The sequence below is a fragment of the Mariprofundus micogutta genome, assembly GCF_001895085.1.
In the GTDB taxonomy this organism is placed as follows: domain Bacteria; phylum Pseudomonadota; class Zetaproteobacteria; order Mariprofundales; family Mariprofundaceae; genus Mariprofundus; species Mariprofundus micogutta.
This window is the reverse complement of record NZ_BDFD01000006.1, coordinates 11928-32197: the sequence shown is the minus strand read 5'-3', so window position 1 is coordinate 32197 and position 20270 is coordinate 11928. Positions and strand designations below refer to the sequence as shown.

At 51.3% G+C, this 20270-nt stretch carries 19 protein-coding genes; 7 read left to right on the top strand and 12 right to left on the bottom strand.

What is annotated here, in order from left to right; translation table 11 throughout:
• Positions 1-5: 5 nt before the first annotated feature.
• Both pdxA and MMIC_RS04590 read left to right on the top strand, forming a co-directional pair.
• Positions 6-1025: a 4-hydroxythreonine-4-phosphate dehydrogenase PdxA gene (gene pdxA / locus MMIC_RS04595; protein WP_072659287.1), complete on the top strand. Its 1020-nt coding sequence runs from the start codon at positions 6-8 to the stop codon at positions 1023-1025.
• 40 nt (positions 1026-1065) lie between these two features.
• Positions 1066-1638 carry a YqgE/AlgH family protein gene (locus tag MMIC_RS04590; RefSeq protein WP_083530444.1) on the top strand — a complete coding sequence of 191 codons (573 nt, stop codon included), beginning with the start codon at positions 1066-1068 and terminating at the stop codon, positions 1636-1638.
• 1 nt (position 1639) lies between these two features.
• Here MMIC_RS04590 and glmM read toward each other — a convergent pair whose 3' ends face one another.
• The 7 genes from glmM to MMIC_RS04555 all read right to left on the bottom strand — a co-directional run bounded on the left by glmM (position 1640) and on the right by MMIC_RS04555 (position 10622).
• Positions 1640-2983: a phosphoglucosamine mutase gene (gene glmM, locus MMIC_RS04585; RefSeq protein WP_072659285.1), complete on the bottom strand. Its 1344-nt coding sequence runs from the start codon at positions 2981-2983 to the stop codon at positions 1640-1642.
• Complete coding sequence (locus MMIC_RS04580; RefSeq protein WP_072659284.1) at positions 2980-3678, bottom strand: CdaR family protein; 699 nt, start codon at positions 3676-3678, stop codon at positions 2980-2982. The genes glmM and MMIC_RS04580 overlap by 4 nt, the downstream gene beginning before the upstream one ends.
• Entirely contained in the window at positions 3678-4475 is a 798-nt protein-coding gene (locus MMIC_RS04575; protein WP_072659283.1) for a diadenylate cyclase, read from the bottom strand. Before MMIC_RS04575 ends, MMIC_RS04580 begins: the two co-directional genes overlap by 1 nt.
• A gap of 66 nt (positions 4476-4541) precedes the next feature.
• Positions 4542-5372, bottom strand: a complete 831-nt coding sequence (folP, locus tag MMIC_RS04570; protein WP_072659282.1) for a dihydropteroate synthase — start codon at positions 5370-5372, stop codon at positions 4542-4544.
• Positions 5372-7306 carry an ATP-dependent zinc metalloprotease FtsH gene (ftsH, locus tag MMIC_RS04565; RefSeq protein WP_072659281.1) on the bottom strand — a complete coding sequence of 645 codons (1935 nt, stop codon included), beginning with the start codon at positions 7304-7306 and terminating at the stop codon, positions 5372-5374. The genes folP and ftsH overlap by 1 nt, the downstream gene beginning before the upstream one ends.
• Positions 7307-7419: 113 nt before the next feature.
• Entirely contained in the window at positions 7420-8394 is a 975-nt protein-coding gene (gene tilS / locus MMIC_RS04560) for a tRNA lysidine(34) synthetase TilS (RefSeq protein WP_083530443.1), read from the bottom strand.
• An 8-nt stretch (positions 8395-8402) separates the two neighbouring features.
• Positions 8403-10622, bottom strand: coding sequence for a hypothetical protein (locus MMIC_RS04555; protein ID WP_072659280.1), 2220 nt, complete (start codon positions 10620-10622; stop codon positions 8403-8405).
• A gap of 268 nt (positions 10623-10890) precedes the next feature.
• Between MMIC_RS04555 and MMIC_RS04550 the strand changes: the two genes are divergently transcribed.
• From MMIC_RS04550 to MMIC_RS04530, 5 genes are read left to right on the top strand one after another with little or no spacing between them, the layout of a single operon-like run.
• Positions 10891-11706 carry a metal ABC transporter solute-binding protein, Zn/Mn family gene (locus MMIC_RS04550; protein WP_072659279.1) on the top strand — a complete coding sequence of 272 codons (816 nt, stop codon included), beginning with the start codon at positions 10891-10893 and terminating at the stop codon, positions 11704-11706.
• Positions 11640-12506 carry a metal ABC transporter ATP-binding protein gene (locus MMIC_RS04545; protein WP_227819356.1) on the top strand — a complete coding sequence of 289 codons (867 nt, stop codon included), beginning with the start codon at positions 11640-11642 and terminating at the stop codon, positions 12504-12506. Before MMIC_RS04550 ends, MMIC_RS04545 begins: the two co-directional genes overlap by 67 nt.
• Complete coding sequence (locus MMIC_RS04540; RefSeq protein WP_072659277.1) at positions 12499-13323, top strand: metal ABC transporter permease; 825 nt, start codon at positions 12499-12501, stop codon at positions 13321-13323. Before MMIC_RS04545 ends, MMIC_RS04540 begins: the two co-directional genes overlap by 8 nt.
• A gap of 55 nt (positions 13324-13378) precedes the next feature.
• The gene (locus tag MMIC_RS04535) at positions 13379-13894 is read left to right on the top strand and encodes an RDD family protein (RefSeq protein ID WP_072659276.1); all 516 of its coding nucleotides are present in this window, start codon (positions 13379-13381) and stop codon (positions 13892-13894) included.
• Entirely contained in the window at positions 13891-14094 is a 204-nt protein-coding gene (locus MMIC_RS04530; protein ID WP_072659275.1) for a hypothetical protein, read from the top strand. Before MMIC_RS04535 ends, MMIC_RS04530 begins: the two co-directional genes overlap by 4 nt.
• Before the next feature lie 83 nt (positions 14095-14177).
• On the opposite strand, the gene MMIC_RS04525 is transcribed toward MMIC_RS04530, so the two are convergent.
• The 5 genes from MMIC_RS04525 to leuC all read right to left on the bottom strand — a co-directional run bounded on the left by MMIC_RS04525 (position 14178) and on the right by leuC (position 20217).
• Positions 14178-16598: a PAS domain-containing hybrid sensor histidine kinase/response regulator gene (locus MMIC_RS04525; protein WP_083530442.1), complete on the bottom strand. Its 2421-nt coding sequence runs from the start codon at positions 16596-16598 to the stop codon at positions 14178-14180.
• On the bottom strand, positions 16591-17718 hold the full coding sequence (locus tag MMIC_RS04520; protein ID WP_072659274.1) for an FIST signal transduction protein: 1128 nt from the start codon (positions 17716-17718) through the stop codon (positions 16591-16593). The genes MMIC_RS04525 and MMIC_RS04520 overlap by 8 nt, the downstream gene beginning before the upstream one ends.
• Positions 17719-17739: 21 nt before the next feature.
• A complete protein-coding gene (locus tag MMIC_RS04515; protein ID WP_072659273.1) occupies positions 17740-18036 on the bottom strand; it encodes an antibiotic biosynthesis monooxygenase in 297 nt (98 codons plus the stop codon).
• A gap of 126 nt (positions 18037-18162) precedes the next feature.
• Positions 18163-18804 (bottom strand): 3-isopropylmalate dehydratase small subunit, encoded by a 642-nt coding sequence (gene leuD / locus MMIC_RS04510; protein WP_072659272.1) that lies wholly within the window; start codon positions 18802-18804, stop codon positions 18163-18165.
• A gap of 9 nt (positions 18805-18813) precedes the next feature.
• Positions 18814-20217 (bottom strand): 3-isopropylmalate dehydratase large subunit, encoded by a 1404-nt coding sequence (gene leuC / locus MMIC_RS04505; RefSeq protein WP_072659271.1) that lies wholly within the window; start codon positions 20215-20217, stop codon positions 18814-18816.
• Positions 20218-20270: the final 53 nt, after the last annotated feature.

Here is a 20270-nt window from a genome sequence, read left to right as displayed (position 1 = left end):
CCTGAATGAAACCATTACTGCTTACCTTAGGCGAGCCGGGAGGAATTGGTCCGGATTGCATTATTCGGGCCTATAAGAACCGTCCTGAACTGTTCGATCACATCATCATCGTAACACCCGGGCTCTGGATGGAGCAGCGTGCAACACAGATAGATATACCAACCGTTATATTTGAATTTTCAACGCTGAACAGTGCCATTCAGGCCAAGGCCACAGGCTTGCGATGCTGGAACCCTGTACCATCCCATATTGCTACCGGCCCGGTCGTAATGGGCAAAACGTCACAGATGACTGCTATGGCAGTCATCTGCTGTATTCAAACCGCTGCAGAAAGCTGCTTAGCCAGGCATGCTGCCGGAATGATTACCGGCCCTATTGAAAAAGCCGTATTACGCAGTGCCGGTTTCAACTTCCCGGGTCATACTGAATTTCTCGCCCATCTGTCGCGCCAACCGCAAGCTGAAGCAGAGACCGACTTCGTCATGATGCTTGCCTCCGCATCGCTGCGCGTGGCACTACTCACCACGCACCTTGCCATCAAGCACGTTCCCGAAACCATTTCCATGCAGGCAACCATTGATTGCATACGCATTGTGCAGCGTGACCTGATTCACCGCTTTGGCATCCCCAAGCCCAGGCTGGCACTGTGCGGATTAAACCCACATGCCGGTGAACAGGGACATTTCGGCCGTGAAGAGATTGAAATATTGATGCCGGCAGCAGAGTCAGCACGCCTGGACGGCATAGATGTAACAGATCCCTTGCCTGCAGACACTGCATTCTCTGCGACCAATCGTCACAATTTCGACGCTATCATCTGCTGCTATCACGATCAGGCCCTGATCCCGATCAAAGCCATTAGCTTTGGAGAATCGGTTAATGTCACACTTGGTCTTCCTTTTATCCGCACCAGCGTTGACCACGGCACCGCGCTTGACCTTGCGGGGTCAGAAGACGTATCTTATTCTAGCTTGGTCGAAGCCATTGAGATGGCCATTACGATGGCACAGAAAGCATCGTCTTAATCTGACAGCGCTTTCTTCTGTCATCATGCAAGGAGGCAACGTGCAGATCAACAAACTCGCAGGACAGTTGCTTCTGGCAACCCCGACCCTGCAGGATCCAAACTTCAAAGACTCAGTAATCCTGATCTGCCATCATGATGATGATGGCTGCATGGGGCTGATTATTAATCGACCGCAAGAGATCTCCGTATCGGATGTTCTCGTTGACCTCGGCATTGAGGATATAGCACAACTGCCCGGCCAGAACCCTGATATCCAGCGTGTTTTTGAAGGTGGTCCCGTTGATGATTTTCGTGGTTTTGTTCTGCATGATAGCTGGCAGGTTTACGATTCAACCATGGAAATCACGTCTGAATTACACCTGACAGCATCACGCGATGTCCTTGAGGATCTGGCGAAAGGTGAAGGCCCTGAGCATTTCATGCTGATTCTGGGTTATGCGGGCTGGCAAACCGGCCAACTCGAAAGCGAGCTGAGCAATAACGACTGGCTGATTGCTCCGGCCAGCCAGCACATTGTCTTTCAGGAACCGCCGGAACAACGCTGGGATTTTGGTGCCCGTTGCATGGGCATTAAACGCAGCCAGCTATCTGATCAAATTGGACACGCCTGAATCAACACACCCTTTGGCTAATTGCCTCGGTTAATTCTCCGCCCACATTGAGCATTAAATCTTCATCCTCTGCCTCAACCATCACCCTGAGTTTTGGTTCAGTGCCTGACATACGCACGTTGATACGGCCACTGTCACCCAGACGCTGCCCTGCATCAGCAACAAGTTTGCGCACCTGTTCATCAGCCATAACGTCCTTACGTTCCGTCATCATGATATTCCATAACTTCTGAGGAAACAGAGACATGCCTGATGCCATGTCCGCCAGCGCCTTGTCCTGTGCCTGCATAGCTGAAAGCAATTGCAGCGCACTCATCAAACCATCACCTGTCGTGTTATAATCAAGCAGGATCATATGACCGGATTGTTCACCACCAACATTGCAGCCTTTTTCCCGCATCATTTCGAGAACATATCGATCACCAACTGCAGCCCTGTGCATCGTCAAGCCGATCGTTTCAAGGTATCGGCCCAGCCCCATATTACTCATTAGAGTTGTCACTACCCCGCCACCGGTCAGCAAACCCTGATTGTGGGCATGCTCTGCCAGAATGGCGATAACCCGATCTCCGTCAACAATTCGACCCTGCGCATCGCAGGCAATCAGGCGGTCCGCATCACCGTCGAGCGCCAGACCGATATCGGCACCAACTTCTACGACCTTTCGAGTCATATCTTCCGGATAGGTCGATCCACATTCCCGATTAATATTAAATCCATCCGGTTTGTAATGCATGGCAATCACATCACAGCCGAGCTCCTGCAGAATGCGCGGCGCAACATCATAGGCTGCACCATTGGCACAATCGACCACAACTTTCAAACCATCCAGACGCAATCCACGCGGCAGAGAGCCCTTGAGAAACTCAACATAACGGCCTCGTGCATCATCCACGCGCGCCGCTTTTCCAACCTCAAGCGCCGCGGGCAAAGGAGGCAGATTGTCCATACAATCTTCAATTTCCAGTTCAAGCTGATCCGGCAGTTTGAAACCATCAGCGGCAAAAAACTTGATGCCGTTATCACCGGCAGGATTATGGGATGCCGACAGCATGACTCCCGCATCAGCTCTCAAACTGCGCGTCAGATATGCAACGGCAGGCGTTGGTGCAGGCCCGACCAGCAGTACATTCATACCCTGTGCTGTTAATCCTGCGCACAGTGCCGATTCAATCATATAACCGGAGAGTCGCGTGTCTTTGCCAATCAGGATATGTGGTTTATGATTCAAATGACGGGTTAGAATATGGCCTGCTGCACGCCCCAGGGACAAGGCAAACTCTGCTGTCATTGGCGTTTGATTGACCGGACCACGCACACCATCAGTACCGAAATATCGTCTCATTGCTGCTCTCCTCCACCCAAACCATCAGGTATAACAGGAGCATCTGTTTGCACCAGCACACCGCGAACTTCAATCCTCACATTATTTTCAACCAGGCGGATTGCTTTACCTGAGGGGCTTTCAACGCCCGATATCGCCCTGAATGTCCCAGCTTTCAATACAGGCCTGATTGGGGTGGTTTCCACTTGCCTTAAGGTATCCAGCCATACTTCCGGACCAATTAAATGCACCTGTTTCGGCTCGACAGTGACTTTTGCCGCCTTCCAGCCTTCCGGCAACTCAAAATGGGCTTTCACAGGAATAGAGCGCGTCACCAGCCGGTCCACCTGCAGTTCCAGTCTATCCGGCTGTACTTTCTCAATATGCAATCCGACCGGTAGCGATACTGCTGCGACCTGCAGCGCACGCTCAACCACCCCGGGCGTTGTAATATCACTGATCTGCAGTGGTAGCGACATATCCTGCTGATGCAGGTCTTTCAAACGCGTCTGCAGCCCCGTTACGGTCACACGCACGTGGTCCGGCAAATCATTCACTATCACCATACCCGCAGGCAATCCCTGAATCTGCAAAGGAATATCCATATTCAGCGAGCCTTCACCCTGACCATGCACCTGTAACCATAGTGCCACTGCAATAATGATAGCCCAGATATGCAGATTGAACCTGCGAAACTGCTGCATGAACAAACGCATCAGGCTTTACCTGTCATATCTGTCGATTTGCCCTGCATATTGAGCATGGATGACAGGCTGTTTTCCAGAGCCTTGTGCAACTCGCGACTATTCAGAGCTTCACCCAATGCTCCTTCCTCAACCAGATGAACATCTCCCCGCTCTTCAGATACCACGATAACCAGTGCATCACTCTCTTCAGAGAGGCCAACCGCGGCACGATGGCGGGTGCCGAAATCGCCCGGAAGTGCTGTAATCTGCGCCAACGGAAGTAACACGCGTGCAGCAACAACACGCCCACCTCGTGAATCGCGGCAAACAATAACTGCACCATCATGCATTGGAGCATCAGGGCAAAAAATCGATTGAATCACATCAGGTCGAATCGGGGCATTCATTTCAACACCGGATTCAAACAGGTGACGTAAGCCGGTATCACGCTCAATCACGATCAAACCACCCCATCCACGGTGAACCAGAGAAAAGGCTGACTCCACCAGTTCATCCAGCAGGGTTACTGTCGGTGTCGAACCAGATGCAAGAGGATTCACCGCCACACGTACCAGAGCCCGGCGAATCTCTTGCTGGAACAGCACGACCAGAATCACCATGAAAGCGGAGAAGAAGTGCCCGAATATCCATTCAACGGTGAACAGACCAAAGACTTGTGCCATCTGATAAACAATCACAACCATGGCCACGCCGATTAACATCTGTACGGCGCGGGTGCCACGGATCAGGCGCAAGAAGAAGTAGACCACGATGGCAACGACTGTGATATCCACTACATCCGAGATTCCAAACTGCCAGCCGCTCATATGCGCACCTTGTTATTCATAACAGTAAGGGTAGTTCGATTGAACCGGCATGCAAGCAAAGCTTGTTCAGGACAAGGCCGATGCGATTTTCATTGCTCTGTGTTGCAGTCTTACATCATGCACCCGCAACACATCAGCACCGTTAATAATACCTATGCCCCCGGCCACTGCCGTTTCCATCTCGCGATCTTCAACCGGGCAACCTGTGAGCAAGCCGAGAAATGATTTTCTCGACACACCGAGCAGTACAGGCAGATGAAATCGTTTTTTAAATTCAGCCAGTGAACGGATCAGAAGCAAGTTATCCTCAAGCCGTTTGCCGAAACCAATACCCGGATCAAGCAGAATCGAGGATGCCTGAATACCTGCGGCCAGAGCCTTCTCGATTCGTTCCTCAAAAAAAGCTGACACCTCTTCGACAACATCATCATATTGCGGGCTATTCTGCATGGTTTCGGGATCCCCCTGCATATGCATCAGGCAGACATCCACGCCGCTGTGGGCAACCACGCCCAGACTGTCAGGATCGTATCTGAGTGCACTGACGTCATTCACCATCACCGCGCCTGCAGCAATGGCCTGAGACATCACTTCTGCCTTCATGGTATCAACCGATACGGCGCAGCCCGCATCACTAAGCGCACGTATCACCGGAATCACGCGTTTTAATTCATCTTCTTCAGATACACTCGCTGCTCCCGGCCGCGTCGATTCGCCACCGACATCAATCAGACGGGCTCCATCCTGCCACATTGAAAAGCCGTGATGTACGGCGGCCTCAATATCCAGGAAACTTCCCCCATCCGAAAACGAATCGGGGGTGCAATTAAGCACCCCCATAATCCATGCATCGCCCCGCTTGTGTTCAGTCAGCGGGCGGTGCCAGCGTGAAGACATCAGTGAACCTGACCTGCCTCATCACCGGATGTTTTGGCTTCATCAGATTCCTTACCCACATCAACTTTTGCCGATGGCTTTTCAGGCGGTGTTTGACTCGAAGGTTTCGATTTCTGCTCGAACTCTTTGATCAGTAAGGGCTCCTTGCCTTCCATTACACGATCAATGTCAGTCGTATCCAGTGTCTCGTATTTGATCAAACCCTTGGCCAACAGATGCAACTGGTCCATATTATCTTCGAGGATCTTCTTGGCACGATCATAATTATCTTCGATCAGCTTGCGCACAACATTGTCAATTTTACGTGCAGTCTCTTCTGAAATATTGGTCTGCTTGGTAATTTCACGCCCCAGAAATGGCTCATGCTCGCGCTCGCCATATACCATCGGCCCCATCTCATCGGACATGCCCCACTGGGTTACCATATTTCGAGCCAGTTGCGTTGCGCGCTCAAAGTCATTGGATGCACCGGTCGTCATCTGCCCCAGCACCAGCTCTTCACCAAGACGCCCACCCATCATAATAGAGATCTGGTCACGCAGATATTCCTTATCATGATTGAATTTGTCCTCTTCCGGCATCTGCATGGTAATGCCCAGTGCCTGACCGCGAGGGATAATACTCACTTTGTGTACCGGATCAGCATGCTTCAGATACTTGGCCACCAGTGTGTGACCCGCCTCATGATAAGCAGTTGTCTCCTTCTGATCATCGGAAATCAGCATAGACCGCCGCTCAGTGCCCATCATCACCTTGTCTTTGGCCGTTTCAAAATCGGCACGGCCAACCTTATCACGATCAAAACGAGCAGCATTCAATGCAGCTTCATTCACCAGATTGGCCAGATCAGCACCCGAGAATCCCGGTGTGCCACGCGCCAGTTCCTTAGTATCCACATCTGATGCCAGCGGCACTTTGCGCATGTGAACCTTAAGAATCTGATCACGGCCCAGCAGATCGGGACGCGGCACAGTCACCTGACGATCAAAACGACCGGGGCGCAACAAAGCAGGATCCAGCACATCAGGCCGGTTGGTCGCAGCCACCAGAATCACTCCGTCGTTGGATTCAAATCCATCCATCTCAACCAGCATCTGATTCAATGTCTGTTCGCGCTCGTCATTACCACCGCCGATACCTGCACCACGGTGACGGCCCATCGCATCAATTTCATCGACAAAGATAATGCATGGCGCATGTTTTTTGGCCTGTTCAAACATATCACGCACACGAGATGCACCAACACCGACAAACATCTCCACGAAATCAGAACCGGAGATAGAATAGAAAGGCACTTCCGCCTCACCGGCAATCGCACGCGCCAACAGCGTTTTACCTGTGCCCGGAGGGCCCACCAGCAATACGCCCTTGGGAATCTTACCGCCAAGGCGGGTGAACTTGGAAGGGTCACGCAGGAATTCGATCACCTCGGTGACCTCCTGTTTCGCCTCATCACAACCTGCAACATCCTCGAATGTCACACGTGCAGTATTTTCGTTCAGCAGCTTGGCCTTACTCTTGCCAAAGCCCATCGCGCCGCCTTTACCGCCACCCTGCATCTGACGCATAAAGAATACCCATACGGCAATCAGCAACAACATAGGGAACCATGAAATCAGGATTGAAAGCAGGAATGGAACTTCATCGGGCTCTTTCACATTGACCACAACATGATTGTCCAGCAAACGCTGTGACAGCGTCGGATCATTCGGAACATTCACATCAAAGTTTCTCAGATCTCCCGATTTATCACGGTACTGGCCGATCACCTGTTTATCTTTGATGGTTGCCGCTTCAACCATGCCATTGTCTACCTTTTCAATAAAGGTTGAATAAGCCATTTTATCTGCTTTCGACATCGGTGCCGAAAACATATTAAACAGACTCATCATGGTCAGGCCAATCACCAGCCAAAGCAGTAAATTCTTACCCATCAGTTCAAATCCTCACTCCCGTCAGAAACGGGTTTTCATTACAATCGCGCAAGCGTGGCCTATTATGCATGAAAGTTCGATTAAATAATAAGCCTATTTATTATAATATTATACTATTGCGATATATTTCCTGTCACAGACGGCTGCAAGTGCAAGCGTCCTTGCCTTCTATAGAGACGGCAACGTGACAAATCAAGCCCCCCCCTGCCATCTTTTATTGTCCATGCTTCAACCAGCTCAATATGGCGCCGCCCAGGTGTGATGCCCGCACCAAGCATATCCGCCATCATTTTCTGTAAAGCACGAGCACGCACGGCCGGTTCACTCGCATACCAGGCCTTCCAGGGGAATGAGACAACCCCCTGTTCAAACAACATATCTTTTTTCAGCAATGCTGTTGCTGCCATATCCAGCCTGTCCGTTAGCCGATCAGCCTGACTCTTCCAGCGCAAAAAAAGTGCCCCCGGATCAACGCCTGCCAGATGCATGGCAGCAAAATCCCTGTGCCTGATTCGATTTCTCCACAACTGTGAATCGCTGTTGCTCGGATCATCCAGCCACTCAATTCCGCTTTTTCTTAAAATCTGCCTCAGCAGACCACCCGGCACATGCAACAATGGTCGCAACAATCTTAAATCACCAAGCATTCGCTCTCTGTGCATACCTCTGCACCCGGCTGCTCCGGCCCCCTGCAGCATACGCATATATACTGTCTCTGCCTGATCATCCTGGTGATGTCCCAGACACAGTGTTTTCACACCAAGCTTCTGCCCCCAGCGCTCAAAACAGGCATAACGACCGGCTCTCGCCTCAGCCTCGATGTTTTTTCCAGTTGGTCTCTCAAGTCTTGCAGAATAAAACGGAATCCCCCACTGCTCCGCCCTGATTGCCAGCAACTCAGTTTCATCCTTTGACGACGTTCGCCATGCATGGTCCACATGCCAGGCCTGAACCCTGTGACCAGCTGACCTCAATGCCAGCAGCAGCGCAGTTGAATCAGCGCCGCCCGACCAGCCCACTGCCACCGGTTCAGACAATGGAGCTATGCACTGTCCATCCAGCCAATTATTCTGGAATTCCGTTTGCATTTATGACATCAAACCCAGTGGGCCAATCCATGATCTACAATCTGTCGGGTAGCAGCAGCATCTTCGTCCAGCAATTCGAACAGGTCCACATCCACGCCCGCCAGGCAAGGTTTACCCGCCTTCATCAACACCCATGGTTCCTGTTCCTTCTCGCCATGCCGCTGAATGACCAGCAGATCCAGGCCTCCCGCCGGAAACTGATACTCATCCAGAATACTCGCCAGATCCCTGTGATCAGGGCGCAACTCCCGGATCTCGGCCCGGCTGGACAATACGCTGGTCAACTCTTTCATCGCTGATGACGTCATGGCAAAACCTGTATTATGAAGCAATTGTACTTTCACGCCGTCGTTTCCCGGCACCGGCTCCACATTCACTCCGCCAATCGGCTTGAGACCGTATTTTCCAACACATGTTTTCATCAATCGTTCAACATTACTATCCCTGCAGACGCCGGCATCGACCTGAGTCACAGCCAGAGAAAATGCAATGCGCTGACTACCGAGCCGCGCATGCTGTTGTTCAGAAAATATCCATTCACCCGTCATATCCATACAGATTGAAAGTGGCGGATAAACCAGCGTATCGGCATCCAGAGCCCGTTGTTCGCAAAGTTCATCATAAAGATGGTGTAAAGACTTTCGTAACAGCACGCCTGTTTCAGTCAATGCGAGCACAGAACCCCGCAACAAACAGCCGGACGCAGAACACTCATCAAGGAAGATGGATTCATTTGCATTAACAACAGACAGCAGATTGGGCAAAAACTTTTTATCGAGAAATTCAGCTGCAGATGGACCGGATATCGCGTGCATTCCGGCCAGAAACTCGGACCACTCAATACGCATACAGCCATGCCTGAGCGACAGGGCTTTGCCACTATGCAAAGCCTTGCCTGCATCCGGCTGAATCAGAACCAGTTCACCATCCTGCCATGCCTGTTCAAGGTCATGGGCAAGCTGCACATTAGCTGTACTTCGCAAGCCTCCGACTCCCCGCGCAGTCGAGGAACCCCCCTGTATTGAACTTCTGGCCGGGGCACTATGCACAGCTTTATCTATCCAGGACTTCTCAGCCTCTCGCCTGGCAATCTCAACCCGCACATCCTCATCAAACACCCTGAAAGCGAGCAGCGTAATATTATCACGCAGCCATGGTTCACCGGCATTTTTCGCAGCCCGTCCTCCGGAAAGATGTGCCAGCAGCCATGCTGCAACCGGTTCATCCACATGAGTCTTGAGGTTTTCCATACTTGCGGCATCAGGCTGCATCTGACCAGCCAGCAGTTTGTCCAGCAGCTTGGCATCGAGCACCCAGCGCATCCATGCACCATGCCCGGATTTCATGGCCAGTTTCCAAAGTGACAATCGCGCCCAACTGCGCCGCAACAAGTGTTCACCCAACTTGTCTTTGCCCAGCAGGGCCAGCATGCCTCCCTCATTCTTGAAACCCACTTTACCACGCAGGTAGCGCAGTTGCGGTACAATCTCAGGTTCAAGTCCGTAATACCGGATCAGCCTGCTATCATCAGACAGGAGATTCGATTCAGGTTGATGGTGCAAAAATACCATGGGCGTAACCGGCAACATCATGGATTCATAGGAAGCGATGCGAGAAACCTCGACCACCCCTTCCAGATACCGCTTTAGAAACGCCTGCAATGCCCAGACATAAAGGCCGCCCACCACGCACAACATGACGTGGTTACTAGTACCGCTTTCCTCACTGGATAGCGATGCAATGCCATGCCTGATCATCTTCAACAACAGTACATTCACTGCTGGCACCCAGGGTGCTGCATCCATCTGATCCTGTTTCCAGCCCTGCTCCCACAACACCTCGCAGACTTTCAAAAGTGCGGTAGCCCCTTTCGGGTCAGCACACCAATGATGCAGCATGTCGCGTGAAAGATGCGGGTTCTGCTTGCGCAAATGTGCCACCATCGAGCGCATACGTTCATCCATACCCGGCAATGAGTGGGCAGAAACTTTTTCTCCTCTCACCATGTAGCGAATAGCATAATCCTGCAATCGGTGCAGGGAGGCCGAGATCGTTTTCTTTATCTCAGGATGCACTGCATAAGGGATATATTCGCCCGCATCCCGGCCTGAAACACGAATGGGCAAACGCCTCACCTCAATAGCGCAACGCTCTGCCGGTTGCTCCTGACGATTCAGAACAGGGCTGTACCAACTCCATCGAAATGAGAAATAATCTGGTGAAATCATAGATTAGGTATAATCCTTTCATTCCCTCTTTTAATCAAGTTACGATAGCACAAGCAATGCCAAAACCGGGGATACTCTGAATAAGTCAGAGTGTCCGCACAGGCCATGGACGCCCTGTTAAAATCGTGCACTACAGGTGCCTGATTGGTGAGAAAAGGGAAAATCGCACTTTTTCTTCTTCCTGCTGAACAACTACATGGACGTCGTCATTCAGAGCACCCCTAAATCTATAGATGGACTTTTCCGGTAACATGCTAGCATTGCCCGCATGCCCGTTGTCTTTCATACCATTGCCGCATGTGCACTATCCCTGTTGTTATCTCTATCCACCCCGCGCATCGCTGCAGCAGCAGAGATTGCGGTGACGCTGCCACCATTGGCCGGACTGGTAAAAATGCTGGACGCACAGACAGATGTCATGTGTCTACTGCCAGCAGGCGCTGACCCGCATCGATTCCAGCTGCAGCCACGCACCATAGAAAAGCTGGCCAGAAGCAGGCTGTTGCTTCGTTCCTCATTTGATGATGGCGGCTGGCCATTGCCCCCCAATCACAAAAACATACTCGATCTCTGGTCGAATAAGGATCACGGATGGGTCAGCCCCAAAGAGGTGCGCGCCGTCCTTCCCGCGATTGCTGAAGCCATGAGCAAGCTTCATCCGGAGCAGATTAATGCAATCAACAGCAACCTGAGCAAGGCGATTGCAATCACGCATGTGATTGAAAAACAGTGGGAACTGGCACTGGTCCCGGTTAAGACATCGGGCGTGATCATGCAACATCCATCGTGGCGCCGACTGATGAATGATATGCAGGTGCCAATCCTGAATATACTTGAGTCTGGCCACCACGGCCACGAGCATGGTCCGCATGCTCTCGATGATTCGCTGCATATGCTGGAAGATCATCCTGGAGCCTGGTTAATCAGCGATTCAGGACACAACAATCGCGCACTCGACTGGCTGAAACAACACAGTGTCCAGACTCCAGATCACATCAAGCTTGATGCGCTGGCTGATTGCGATACCAACTGGGAAAACCTGATGCTGCAAAACCTGCAGCAGCTACCAAAGGCCACTCACTGATGGGTTCAAGCATTGTTAAAATCAGCCATCTGCGCTTCGGACCAGCCAGCAAACCGATTCTGGACAACATCAGCCTGAATGTAGAAGGCGGACATTTCATGGGCATCGTCGGGCCAAATGGCGCAGGCAAAAGCACACTGATCAACATCATTGCAGGGCTAACGCAACCCGATGGCGGTCATATCGACCTGATGGGTGAGTGCCTGACACGTTACAGCCGGCACCGGTTACTTAAACAGATTGGTTTTTTACATCAGTTGCATGATCATCAACCAAGACTGCCTATGCGTGTATCCGATGTGGTCGCCATGGGAATGCCTGCTTATGCGATGCCGTGGCAACGTGGCAATGATCGGGCAGCCATTCTGGATGCACTGGCCCTTGTTGATCTGGAGCCTCTGGCAAACAATGATTTTCGTCAGCTCTCAGGCGGCCAGAGACAGCGCGTTCGCCTTGCACGTGCGCTGGTCAGAAAACCAAAGCTGTTATTGCTTGATGAACCTTCTGCTGCGCTGGATAGCGTCAGTCAGGATCGGCTGTTTCGTCTGCTGAGAAGGCTTTGTGATGAGACCGGCATGTGTGCGATTATGGTGGAGCATGATATTGCAGCCATCAGCTCTCATGTCGACTCTGTCGCCTGCCTGAATCGACAGATTCACCACCACGCCATGAAGGGTGAAAACATCCCGGATGACGTCTGGCGCGCCATGTATGGCGAGCATATCCAGATTGTCGCACATGATGCCGGCTGCATCGGCTGCAGCCCCGACTCGGACGAGACCCATCACCATCATGATTGAATTAATAACCGAATTCCTCTCAAGCACTGTAATGACAGCCAGCCTGCTGCCAGCCATGCTTATTGCTGTAGTTACCGCATCCATGTCGGTCATGGTCATGGCACATCGATTATCGTTTCTCACTGTTGGCGTTTCACACGCATCGCTTGCAGGGCTGGGCATCGCCGTATCGTTATCGCTGCCACTATTGCCAGTCGCCACCCTCTTCTCCGTCGCTATCGCTCTACTGCTGGCGCTGATGCCCAAACGCCAGGGAATCTCTGAAGATGCAGGCACAGGCATCCTGTTTGCCGGTTCCATGGCACTCGGCATCGTCCTGATCTCAACCGCAACAACAACACGCGTGGATCTGTTCGGCCTGCTGTTCGGCAACATCCTGACCGTCACTGCAGATGAAAAACTGTGGTTGTATCTGCTGAGTAGCCTGATTCTTGCGATGATGCTACTGGCTTCGCGTGCATGGTGGAGCATCGCTTTTGATGCAGTAACAGCTGAAGCATCCGGCCTTCCGGTGAATGCGCTTCGCCTGCTGCTTTACGGACTGGTCGGACTAACAGTAATCCTCTGCGTTAAGCTTGCCGGCATCGTATTAACTGCAGGCCTGCTGGTCCTGCCCGCAGCCTGCGCCTGGATATGGGGAAGATCACTGGCCGAACTCTGGATACTGTCGACTGCATTCTCTGTAGGCGGCACGCTGATCGGCTTGATCTGGTCCTATGCTTATGAATGGCCTTCCGGTGCATCGGTTGTGCTGGCATTATGCGGGCTCTTCGTGGTCAGCTGGCTGGTTAAAACCATCATGCCAACGCAACGCTGACATCGTTGCGCAAACAGAAATCGTAATACTGTTCATTTAACAGGGAGAGAAACACATGCAAAAAGCTGCACGCGACCAGGGAGCAAGAGCAGGCATTATCGTCCGCATTTTTGCCAGTGCTTACGACCTCACCATCCTGTTTGGTGTGACCATGTTATTCGTCGGCCTGCCAATCACCATCAGCGTAGAGATGTTTGGTGTAACACCTCCCCAGTGGCTGAAAGGACTGCTATTCCTGACTGTTGTTGCCGCCTATTTTATCGGCTTCTGGGTCAAAGGTGGGGCGACCACTGGCATGCGCCCATGGAAGCTGCGCCTCGCCATGCTTGAAACCGGTGACCCGCTTAGTCCTTTTACTGCCAGCGTCCGCTTTGCAGGGCTGATCCTCACCTGGCTGGCTCTGGCCATGACGCTCTGGTACATCGCCACCAAAGACACCGGTCACTTTCTCTTCTTTGTTGCAGCAAGCATCCCGGCCATCAGTTTACTGGTCATGACTCTGAGCAAAGAAAAGCTGGCACTGCACGACCTGATCTCGGGCTCTACCGTTTACCGGCTTAAACTGAAATGAAAGCCAGCGATATCTTTTTCAAGATCGGCCTTTCTGCCTGGCTGCTCGGCGCAGGCGGCACTGCACTGGTATTCATGCTCTCATGGCTCGATGTGATGAGCACCGACGGCATCGACTGGCGCATGGTCTGGATCGTCTGCGGCGCTGGCGGCCTCGGCGCAATCATCATAGGCGGCGTCTTCAACATCTGGAAGCGGTGAAGCGACTAAAGTTTACTTCTGGTCAAACTGATCTCCGGCTCAATGGTTCAAGCTGGAGTAAGCTGCAGATGAAATACTGACCCTCAGCTTGCATCAGCGAGGCATGTGCGAATTTTTCTACTGACCTCCTCAACACTGTAAGGCTTGCTGAGAATCATCTCGTCACCGACACCACTATCGGCCAACACATCGCTCTTGTCATAACCTGTGCAGAAGATGGCGGGAACGTCCTTACGAATATGCTGCATTCTTTTAACAGCCTCAACCCCTCCCATATGCGGCATCACCACATCCATCAACACCAGCCTTATCTCATGCTGATGCGCCTCAAATATTTCAACCGCCTGAACTCCGTCACATGCCTCCAAAACGATATAACCAAGCGATTCCAGCACAGCCTTGCCTGTGCTTCTGAGCATCTCTTCATCATCAACCAGAAGGATCATCTCTCCCTGACCGCCCATGACCTGAGTCAGAGTGGCCTTGCTTGTGCCGGGCCTCTCCTCAAGCAGCGGCAAATACACATGCATGCTGGTACCCAGTCCACTTCTGGATATCACATCGACATATCCCTTGTGCATGGCACATGCCCCATAAACCATTGCCAATCCGAGACCTGTGCCTTTACCCACCTCCTTGGTGGTATAAAATGGGTCAAAGATATGCTGCAGCTTCTTTTGGTTGATGCCGCAACCATTATCAGATATGCATAAGTGGGCATACCGCCTGCCCCTGCTGTCCGGGTGAACGTCGAGAAAGGCGACATCAGGATTGAACGTATCAAGTTCCAGTGTTATCTCAGGATTTTCTTCGCCGCCCACGGCATCACGCGCATTATTCAGAAGATTAATCACTATCTGCTGAATCTGGGTCGTGTCACCATGCACCGGTAGTGCAGACGCTCTAAACCGTGTTCGCACATCTATGCTTTCAGGAATACTGAGGCGGTGCAGTTTAAAGGTTTCTTTCACAAAAACCGTCAAATCAACATCTTTCATCTGCAACGGACTCTTCCTGGCAAAGGCCAACATCTGCTTGACCATATCAGCTGAGCGAAAACAGAGCTTTTCCATCATATCAATATCGTGCAATGCCGATGGCAACTCAGAAGCTTTGCCTCTAAGCAGAAATAACCGTCCGGTCATACCGGCCAGTGCATTATTAAACTCATGCGCCACGCCACCGACAAGCGTGCCCAGTGACTCCATCTTCTGGGATTGCAGTAGTTGTTCTTCCATCTGCTTGTGTTCAGTGATATCGCGCTGAATATTGACCTGACAAATGATATCACCTTGCTCATCCAGCACCGGAGCAACATTGCGCTCAACATAACGAAAGCTGCCGTCCTTACACTTGATGATCATTTCGCCTCGCCAGATATTGCCCTGCCTGACCGTTTCCAGCATATCGACATAAAAGGAACGCGGGTGTCTGCCGCTACGCAAGATTTTAGTATACTGGCCCACAGCCTCTTCGGCTGAATAACCGGTCATTTTCTCAAAGGCCGGATTCACATATTGCATGCGGGAATCCAGATCAGAAATAATGATCGCGTCCTGAGCATATTCGACTGAAGCCACCAATCGTGCCATCTGCTCACCGGCTTGTTTCTCCTCAGTGATATCCCAGAACATACCCAACACACCGATCACCTGATTGTGCTCATCCAGTGCCGGTGCTTTTACCGTATGAATAAAACGTTCCTCTCCATCAAAAACGATGCTCTCTTCGATATCTTCCGTAACCAGCGATGACATGATGCGCTTATCATCTCTTTGATAGCCCTCAGCAATATGTGCCGGAAAAAAATCATAATCCGTTTTGCCAACCAGAGCCTCCGGGCTTGTACCCAGGTCATCTGCATAATTCTTGCTGCCGGAGATGTATTTCGAATTGGTATCCTTGAAGAAAAAACGCTGCGGCAGATTTTCAACCAACATACGGTATTTATTCTCGCTCTGCTTCAGCAATGCTTCGGCTTTTTGCAGTCTGTAATGCGACAGTGAGCCGACCAGTGAATTGGCAAACTTATCAATCACGCTCTTCAACTGATTCACTGATTTGGGGGGGTGAGAAGCGGCATCGGATGTCGAATACAATTCGAGCAAGCCCAGATTTGCCAGCGGATAGAGAATAAACACACCTCCGACAAAGGTTCTGCCATCCATCATCAACTCAGCCTCAGCACTTCCCGCCTCAACCAGCAATGGCCTTCTGCTCTCCATCACCCTGGCAAAAGGATGTTGACTACCGGATACATGTACCGAGCCGCCGCTTCTGCTGGGATTTGCATACAATAATGATAAGGGGGCATCATTCGCAGCCGGCAACTGATCAGACTCCACCCAGACAGAAGCCTGTGATATGTTTTTTCTGGCCTGCAGAATACTCAAAAATCCCCTGCAATTTGCTACCGGATCCAACGCTGTGCCGATAGCCAGAGACAGTTCATACAACACAAGCACATCATTTATGATAGCTGCATTAGGCTGGGTCTTAGTCATGCAGCAAACCAATCACTACCGTTTTATTAAATAGCTCAAGATAATCGTCACCATACGAAGATATTTCACCCAACGTCACAGCCCCTTCCGGCACCGCCTGCTGACCATGTTTATTCAGCCTGTCAGATACTGCTTTGAGCTCGGATTCAAACTTATCACCCAAAGCAAGCGTGCGGGAAAAGCAATCGATAATCAGGCAATGACTGGCCTGCTGATCATGAGGCAATTGACAATCATCTGCTGCCATCGATGCAGCCTCAACCAGGGTATTACTGTTTCCATGCAGCAGATGCAAAACAGAGTTTTCCGGCACACTGGAAACAAATTGAATATCGCCATTGTCATTGACACCAATCGGATCACGCACCACATCCTCCTGTCCTTCCCTGAACAGGCCAAATGGAAACAGACTTGATGTGGCATAAAACTGATCGGGCATCATATCAACCTGGCCATACGCTTTGATAGATGCTTTGTAGACATCAAAAGCAGGTTCCCAATTTAATTCATGTACCGTATTTTTGTGAGTACGTGTCGCAATGATCGGCTCATCACTGGTGCGTTGCCAGCCATGGCGGACGCCGATGGAGCTCTTCAGGGCGGTAAAGGCAATGACCGCGGCATCCTGGATGAAACCATGCTCAGTAAAAACCGAGGGGCGGTGTTGCAAGTCGCTGTAACCGGTTCCTCCACCAAAAAAGTGCAATTTATTTCCTACATGATTAAACAGACCGGATAGCAGTGCTGTGTTATTGGCAGTCATGGCATCCATCATCACAATCGCTGTCGGCTGATTTTCACTATTGGCTTCCAGCAAATCAGCCAACTCAGGCACAGCGTAATCTTCTCCATCCAGACCACTGACAACCACTGGAGCATGGATCGACGGGAACACCTTGATAACCGCACCTTCATGACAGGCTCTTTCACCATGAATCAGAGCCGGGAAAACACCACCAATAAACGGAACAGCCAGAGCCTTAAGTCTGTCAATCAAATCAGGTACGGCGTCTGCATGTTTTTCTGACAGAAATATCACAGCCACAGGACAGTCATAGGGTGCGGCAGCAGTTGTTATTGCTTCAGTCAGAGATGCTGTGTCGATTCGATCAATATACATATGAAAGCTCCCGCCGTTCAATCACCCTTTTGGAAACAGCCCCTGATATGGCACGCCCTGACGCGGGCTGGCCATCATATCGGCAACCGTATCCCGCCACTGCTGGTAATGTTCGGTATTTTTATGGGCAGCTGCACCTGCAGCAGTTGCATAAGCTTCATAGAGCACAAACCGGCATGGGTCATCAGAGGAGTGCAACACATCAAATCGCCGATTGCCCGACTCATGAATGGAAGCCTCATGATTCAAACGGCACGCCTCAATAAAAGCATCAATTCGCTCAGGTTTAACATGGACATGAACTATCGTTGTATGCATGGCCCCTCCATAAGAAACTACTGAGACCTTACATTAACACTTGAAACAGCTATCAAACAAGTATCCACCCGTTGAGCTGCGAACTGAGGAAACAAATCATTCCTGCAGCCCGAGCTCCAGTTCACCTCAGACAGGGAAGAGCCAGGGAGCCTGCTGTTTTCGATTCTGTTCATAGGCTCGGATGGCATCTGCCTCCTGCAAGGTCAGACCAATATCGTCCAGACCATTGATCAGGCAGTGCTTGCGGAAAGCATCAACTTCAAATGCAAAACTCTGACCCGATGGCGTAGTCACTGTCTGCGCCTGCAGATCAACTGTCAGCGCAAAGCCTTCTGAGGCATAGGTCTCTTTAAACAACTGATCAACAATCGCATCATCAAGCACAATCGGCAGGATACCATTCTTGAAACAGTTATTATAAAAGATATCAGCAAAGCTCGGAGCAATCACACAGCTGAAACCGCAATCGAGAATCGCCCACGGCGCATGTTCACGCGATGAACCACAACCGAAGTTCTCACGAGCCAGAAGAATCTGAGCCCCCTGATAACGCGGTAAATTCAGTACGAAATCGGCACGCTTGGGGCGATTGGTACAATCCATTTCCGGCTCGCCGCGATCTTCATAACGCCACTCATCAAACAGGAACGGGCCGTAACCTGTACGCTTGATCGATTTCAAAAACTGCTTGGGAATAATCGCATCGGTATCGACATTAGCTCGATCCATAGGTGCAACCAAAGCGTTCAAAGTAGTAAATGCCTGCATATCTATCTCCTATGACCAATCACGAACATCAACAAAATGACCGGTTATACCGGCAGCGGCAGCCATGGCAGGGCTGACCAGATGGGTACGCCCACCCATACCCTGACGACCTTCAAAGTTGCGGTTGGACGTGGAGGCACAGCGCTCGCCGGGCTCCAGTCGGTCGGCATTCATGGCCAGACACATCGAACAACCGGGTTCGCGCCACTCAAAACCTGCTGCCGTAAAAATCGCATCCAGACCTTCAGCTTCTGCCTGTGCCTTCACCAGGCCCGAGCCCGGCACAGCCAGTGCCAGCTTCACATTTGCCGCCACCTTTTTGCCTTTCACAATAGCTGCTGCTGCACGGAAATCCTCTATGCGGCCATTGGTGCAGGAGCCGATAAACACCTTATCAATAGCAATATCAGCAATCGGCGTATTGGCTTCAAGCCCCATATATTCCAGAGCCCTCTGCCAGCCTTCGCGTTGCACTTCATCCCGGGCCATCGCCGGATCAGGGATGGCTGCAGTTACAGGCAATACCATCTCAGGACTGGTTCCCCAGCTCACCTGAGGCACAATATCAGATGACTGATAAACCAGCTCTGCATCAAATTCCGCATCGTCATCAGAGTAGAGTTCACGCCACATGGCTTCAGCTTTTTCCCAGGCATCCCCCTTTGGTGAATAAGGGCGTCCCTTCACATATTCGATAGTCACATCGTCAACGGCAACCATGCCGCAACGTGCACCAGCCTCAATCGCCATATTGCACAGGCTCATACGTCCTTCCATGGAAAGGGCGCGGATAGCCTCACCGGAAAATTCCAGCGCATAACCTGTGCCGCCTGCAGTTCCGATTTTCCCAATAATGAACAACGCCACATCCTTGCCGGTAATTGCAGCAGGCAAAGCACCCTCAATACTGATACGCATCACCTTCGGCTTTTTCTGAATCAGGCATTGCGTGGCCAGCACATGCTCCACCTCGGAGGTACCGATACCCATAGCAATCGAGCCGAAAGCGCCATGTGTGGATGTATGGGAGTCGCCACAGACCACAGTCATACCCGGCAGCACCAGCCCCTGTTCCGGCCCCATCACATGCACCACACCCTGACGGATATCGTTCATGCCAAACTCGGTAATGCCAAACTCTTCACAGTTGGCATCCAGCGCTTCGACCTGCGCACGGGAAACAGGATCTTCAATACCTTGCCCCCGGTCTGTTGTCGGCACATTATGATCAGGTGTAGCCACTGCAGCACTGACTTTCCACGGCTTGCGTCCAGCCAGGCGCAAACCTTCGAATGCCTGCGGACTGGTCACCTCATGTACGAGGTGACGATCAATATACAGTAACATGGACCCATCATCATTTTGTTTCACGATGTGCTGTTGCCAGACTTTATCGAATAATGTTTGACTCATTTCGACTCCAATACCCAACTTCAGAAGAGTTAATCTCAACCAAGACTGAATCA

What these genes read in the sequence shown, in the direction of transcription:
- MMIC_RS04555 (WP_072659280.1), bottom strand. Translation starts at nt 10,622, where the DNA reads ATGATTTCACCAGATTATTTCTCATTTCGATGGAGTTGGTACAGCCCT.
- MMIC_RS04520 (WP_072659274.1), bottom strand. Translation starts at nt 17,718, where the DNA reads ATGTATATTGATCGAATCGACACAGCATCTCTGACTGAAGCAATAACA.
- MMIC_RS04535 (WP_072659276.1), top strand. Translation starts at nt 13,379, where the DNA reads ATGCAAAAAGCTGCACGCGACCAGGGAGCAAGAGCAGGCATTATCGTC.
- MMIC_RS04580 (WP_072659284.1), bottom strand. Translation starts at nt 3,678, where the DNA reads ATGCGTTTGTTCATGCAGCAGTTTCGCAGGTTCAATCTGCATATCTGG.
- glmM (WP_072659285.1), bottom strand. Translation starts at nt 2,983, where the DNA reads ATGAGACGATATTTCGGTACTGATGGTGTGCGTGGTCCGGTCAATCAA.
- leuC (WP_072659271.1), bottom strand. Translation starts at nt 20,217, where the DNA reads ATGAGTCAAACATTATTCGATAAAGTCTGGCAACAGCACATCGTGAAA.
- leuD (WP_072659272.1), bottom strand. Translation starts at nt 18,804, where the DNA reads ATGCAGGCATTTACTACTTTGAACGCTTTGGTTGCACCTATGGATCGA.
- MMIC_RS04515 (WP_072659273.1), bottom strand. Translation starts at nt 18,036, where the DNA reads ATGCATACAACGATAGTTCATGTCCATGTTAAACCTGAGCGAATTGAT.
- MMIC_RS04550 (WP_072659279.1), top strand. Translation starts at nt 10,891, where the DNA reads ATGCCCGTTGTCTTTCATACCATTGCCGCATGTGCACTATCCCTGTTG.
- MMIC_RS04575 (WP_072659283.1), bottom strand. Translation starts at nt 4,475, where the DNA reads ATGAGCGGCTGGCAGTTTGGAATCTCGGATGTAGTGGATATCACAGTC.
- MMIC_RS04530 (WP_072659275.1), top strand. Translation starts at nt 13,891, where the DNA reads ATGAAAGCCAGCGATATCTTTTTCAAGATCGGCCTTTCTGCCTGGCTG.
- tilS (WP_083530443.1), bottom strand. Translation starts at nt 8,394, where the DNA reads ATGCAAACGGAATTCCAGAATAATTGGCTGGATGGACAGTGCATAGCT.
- ftsH (WP_072659281.1), bottom strand. Translation starts at nt 7,306, where the DNA reads ATGGGTAAGAATTTACTGCTTTGGCTGGTGATTGGCCTGACCATGATG.
- pdxA (WP_072659287.1), top strand. Translation starts at nt 6, where the DNA reads ATGAAACCATTACTGCTTACCTTAGGCGAGCCGGGAGGAATTGGTCCG.
- folP (WP_072659282.1), bottom strand. Translation starts at nt 5,372, where the DNA reads ATGTCTTCACGCTGGCACCGCCCGCTGACTGAACACAAGCGGGGCGAT.
- MMIC_RS04540 (WP_072659277.1), top strand. Translation starts at nt 12,499, where the DNA reads ATGATTGAATTAATAACCGAATTCCTCTCAAGCACTGTAATGACAGCC.
- MMIC_RS04525 (WP_083530442.1), bottom strand. Translation starts at nt 16,598, where the DNA reads ATGACTAAGACCCAGCCTAATGCAGCTATCATAAATGATGTGCTTGTG.